Source organism: Streptomyces sp. NPDC033270 (assembly GCF_055576575.1).
In genome coordinates this window covers 200,159-204,582 of the sequence record NZ_JBVIRA010000006.1, presented here as the reverse complement: position 1 = coordinate 204,582, position 4,424 = coordinate 200,159, and the positions used below count along the sequence as shown (strand labels likewise).

The window sequence follows — 4,424 nt, the reverse complement described above, 5'->3', positions numbered from 1 at the left end:
GAGACCGACCCAGGGGCCCGGGCCCCCCTCCCCTTTTTTGCTTGTGAGCTCCCTTTTTGTGTTGGGCGTCCAGACACTTACACGCGAGAGCGAAGAGGCGCGGCGCGTTGTCGGCAACGCGCCGCGCCTCCAAGGCGATCGGGGGCGATCGGGGGCGATCAGAACAGCCCGTGCCACATCTGCTCGACGATCACCGACCACCAGTTCCTCGGGTCGTCCAGGGCCGATGCGTCGATGGCGACGAGCTGCTCCTGGAAGTCGGCGACGGCCCTGCCCGCCATGACCGGGTCGAGCGCGATCATCTCCTCGCGCGTGGTGTGCAGGAGCGCGAGGGAGCGGGCGAAGGCGGACACCGAGGCGTTGACGCGGCGGCCCGCGCCGCTTTCCGGGGTGACGGCCCAGAGCTGGCCGACAGGCTCACCCTCCAGACCGGACCCCGTGCACTGGACCGTGATCAGAGCGACCCCGTCGGTGCCGATCCTGACGTGGCCCTCCAGGAACGCGAGGGAGTCGGCGCTCGCCTGGGAGCCGACCTCGCGCAGCTGCGCGGCGGCATTGCCGAACAGGCCGGCCGGAAGCTCCGCCTCCGGGCTGTCGGCCGTGAAGAAGAACGGGATGTCGGTCGGAAGCCCGGCCCACATCAGCGTGGCCTTGGTGGCCTCGGGGAGCGGGGTGCCCGCCACGTCGTCGGCGTCGTAGCGACGTACACCGTCAGCGCCGAAGGCCTCCGTCAGCTCGCGGCCCAGGGCAACGTCGCGGAGCGGCTCGGCCGGCTCCACGTCGGTCGGCACCGGCGCGCGGTGAGGCCGTGGCGGCGGCTGCTGTCCCGCGATCTGGTGCATCGTCTCGACGTGCTGGAGCAGCCCGGCGATCGCCTCGGCGCGCTCCTCGCCCCGCAGGCCGTACTCCTGCGTGCAGGAGAACCGGGCGTTGGGGTAGACCCGGCCGATCAGCCGGCCCGGGTACCCGCCGGGGAGCAGGCTGGAGCTGAGGTCCGTGTGGATCGCGACCACGTTCTGCGCGGGGACGCCGAGGCTCTGGATCTCCGCCATGGCCTGGAACTCGGAGTGCGGCAGACCGGGGGCGGAGTTCTTGAAGAGGCTCGTCTCCTCGCCGGTGCGCGGGTCGACGTAGGTGATGACCGTGGTGTTGCCGGGGCCGGTGACCGGCGGCTGCGCGGGCGGCGCGGTCTCCTGGCCGCCGCCGTGCTTTTCCTGATACATCCGCACCACCTCCTCGACCGGCACGGACGGCCAGGTGCTCAGCTCGCCGGTGCGGCGGTCGACCACACCGCAGGAGTGGCCGATCGTGGCCGGCGGCCGGCGCTTGCCCGTGACCGGGTCACGCTCGATCGGCGGGGCCGCGGCCCACACCACCCAGCCCAGATCGAACTCCTGCATCCGCACCTCACGGCGCTCCTGTCCCTCGGGGTTGAGCCACCCCTCGGCGGTCGCGAGCGCCTGCTCCTGGCTGATCACGGGAACTCCCTTCGAGTCTTCGGGCGGACGGGGCCGGTGCGGCCGGGGTCGGTGCCGGGCTCGCTCCGCGGCCCTCGTCCGAGTGGGCCTGGGTGCAGGCGGTCTGATACGGGCGCCTTCGACAGGCTTCGGGCCTTTGAGCCTTCGAGGCTAAACGGTCTGCGGTGGGTGGGTCTCAGGCGGTCTGGTGGGCATCGGGCCCAGGGGCTTGTGGAGCCTGCGCGGCTTCCGGCTTGGGCCCGGGGGGCTAGTGGAGCCTATGCGGGCTCGGGCTCGGCTGCCCGGGGGTCGGGTACGGAGCGCCGAGCGGTCGCGGCATCGGGCTGCGCCGGGCGGATCTGCAGCGCCTTCACACCGCTTTCCGTGGCGACAAGGAGGATGCCGTCGGGGGAGAGGTCGGTTCCCGTGAAGGGCGTGGCGGAGACCAGGGCCGTGACGATCTTCTCGTCGCCCTTCTGCTCGCCGCGACGCCAGACGCGTACATAGTCGGCACCGCGGCTGAACCCGAGCGGCCCCGTGGCGCGCTCGTCGTCCGAGGGGCGCAGGATCTGGGTCGGGTCGGCATCGATGACGGAGCCGGTGGCGAGGTCCTGCACCAGGACGGCGGGGGCCTTGGGATCGTCGGCCTTCAACGGGCGTGCACCCGGGGTGCCTTGAGGCACCGCGCTCACGGCGACCGCGAGCGGGGCCGACTCCGGAGGCTCCTGCTTGGCAGCAGGCTCCGCGGCGCTGTCCGACGCGGCCGCGGACGGGCGCAGTCTGCCGACGGTCACGGCGTCGACCCCGGCGACCGGTACGCTCCACAGGGTGTGCCAGGGAAGCTCGGGCACTATGCGGCGCAACACCGCCGCGTACTGCGGCAGGCCGTCTTCGACGAACGCGGTCTCCAGGAGCGCCGCTCGAAGGACGGCGGGTGCCTGGGTGCGGGTGAGCAGCGGGGCCGTACGCAGATATGTGCGCGCCGGTGCGTCCAACTGCTCCGGGGGTACGGCCTCCACCGCGGCGCGCAACCGCACCGGCTCGGCGTGGGCGAACAGGCCGGGGTCGGTGAGGAGCCGGGGGAGCAAACCGGCCTCCAGGGTGTGTCCCGCGATGCGATCGCGCACGTACGCCCCTGCCTTCGCCCAGTCCTGATGGGGTACGGCGTCCAGCAACTCCATGGCGATACGCGCCTGAGCGCCCGGAACATTCGGAATACCCGCCCGAACGGCCTCGCCGATACCCGGGTGCGGCAATCCAACGAGCGTCCGCTCGTCCTCGGGGATGCCTTCGTCGGCCCTCTCGACGGGGCGGATGAAGGGGGCGACGAGCAGCATGCCCCGCGCCATGTCCTCGCTCATGTCCCGCTCGGCGACGGCGGAGGCGAGCGGGGTCAGCAGGTGCACGGGCAGGCCGTCGCCCTCGGCAAGGGCGAGAGGCGCGAGGATCTGCCGCAGGGTGCGGGGGTGGGTGTCAAGTCGCTGGGCGTGCAGATCGAGTACTTCGCCGACGCTGCCCGGTAGTTGGCTCGCATCCGCCGGGTCGAACCCCTCCGGGTGCATCAGGATCGACTGCACGGCGAGATGCACGGTCAGGCGGCTGCCCGCGCCGTCTCCCGCGTGCCCGGCGATCGCCTCGGCGAGCGCGCGTCGAGCGTTCGGATCGGTCGTGAACGGCAGCTCCGGGGCGCCGAATTGGGGATCGAGCAGCGCCTCGGCCTGCAGCACAAGCCCTTCGGGGTCGGCCCACTCGGGTGCGTCGAGGTCGATGACCTGGGCCGCGCCGGGCGGCAGGCCCTCGGCGAGCTCGACGGCGAACTCCCGGGGCACGTCGGCGAGCAGGCGTATCGACTCGACGGCGGCAAGGGGCTTCAGCACGTCCCGCACCACGCGCGCCGGCTCACCCGTCCCCCGCACCGGACCGGCCCGATCCACATCCGTCACCACGATCGTCACCGGCCGCCCGGAAGACGGGAGTTGACCGAGTTCGGGGAAGATGTCGGCGGTGCGGGTCGCGGACAACTCGTAGTGATCGGCGAGCAGCCACAGGGTCTGCGCTGCCGTCAGCCCGGCGACGCTCGGCACCGCGGGTGCGGGCAGGTCCGCAGGCACGGTCGCCGGATCGAGCGCGTCCAGCTCGAGCCCCTTGCGATACTCCGGGTCGCAGAGCATCAGGAACCCCGTGAGCAGACGCGAACACCCGGTGCCCGGACTTCCGGTCAGGATGACGACCCGAGGCGCGCCCGGCCGCCCCATCCGCCACGCGGTGAGCGCGCGCAGCGCGGCATTGCGCCCCCCGATGTAGGGATGGGGCTCATGGGCCTTGGTCTGCTCTGGGGCCTGGGTCGGGCTGGTCATTGTCTCCCCGTTGTCCTGTCCGTCCGGCACCGTCAAGTCGTGTTGACCGTACGCCGTTCATCCTAGAGCGATCCTGCAGCCGGACGACTCTCTCCGGCGGTGACGACGTCCGACACACGGGCCCATGCCGACACCTGGGGCACCATCGCCCGCACCTACATCCGTCTCGCCGACGACCGGTCACTCCCCGTTGCCCTGCGGGGCCGCCTGATCGCCGAAGCCGACGAACTCAAGTACAAGAAACCGCTCTACGCCGCTCCCCCGGCCCTCCAGCGCATGGTCGATGTGGGCCGGCTGGGGCGGAAGCCGGGGTCGGGTTCTACTCGCCCCAGGGAGTGCGGCGGTCGCCGTCAACCAGCCTTGCTCCAGGACGAGTTCTACCAAAGGGCAGCGCCTCCGGCGGCGCTGCCCTCGATGGCCCTCCCTGCCCGTAAGCGGCCCGACCAGCGCATTCGAGCAGCTGTGCAGACGACAGACGATGAAAGCGGCTCGCTCCCCCATTGGCGAGGTCGGCTCCGCCTGCTTCAGAGCGGCCGGCGGCTCCTACCGAGGTCACCAGCGACCTCCCCTGGGGGGGGGGGGGGGGGGGGGGGGGGGGGGGGGAGGGGGA

2 protein-coding genes are annotated in these 4,424 nt (G+C 72.1%); both read right to left on the bottom strand.

Features of this window, described 5'->3' with window-relative positions; translation table 11 throughout:
* Nucleotides 1-158: 158 nt before the first annotated feature.
* On the bottom strand, nucleotides 159-1,478 hold the full coding sequence (locus ACZ5XZ_RS12475) for an SUKH-4 family immunity protein (protein ID WP_468976967.1): 1,320 nt from the start codon (nucleotides 1,476-1,478) through the stop codon (nucleotides 159-161).
* Between the two features lie 257 nt (nucleotides 1,479-1,735).
* Nucleotides 1,736-3,814, bottom strand: coding sequence for an ATP-binding protein (locus ACZ5XZ_RS12470; RefSeq protein ID WP_468976965.1), 2,079 nt, complete (start codon nucleotides 3,812-3,814; stop codon nucleotides 1,736-1,738).
* Nucleotides 3,815-4,424: the final 610 nt, after the last annotated feature.

Bases quoted from the DNA above. Each gene is read 5' to 3' on its own strand.
- ACZ5XZ_RS12470 (WP_468976965.1), bottom strand. From the start codon at position 3,814: ATGACCAGCCCGACCCAGGCCCCAGAGCAGACCAAGGCCCATGAGCCC.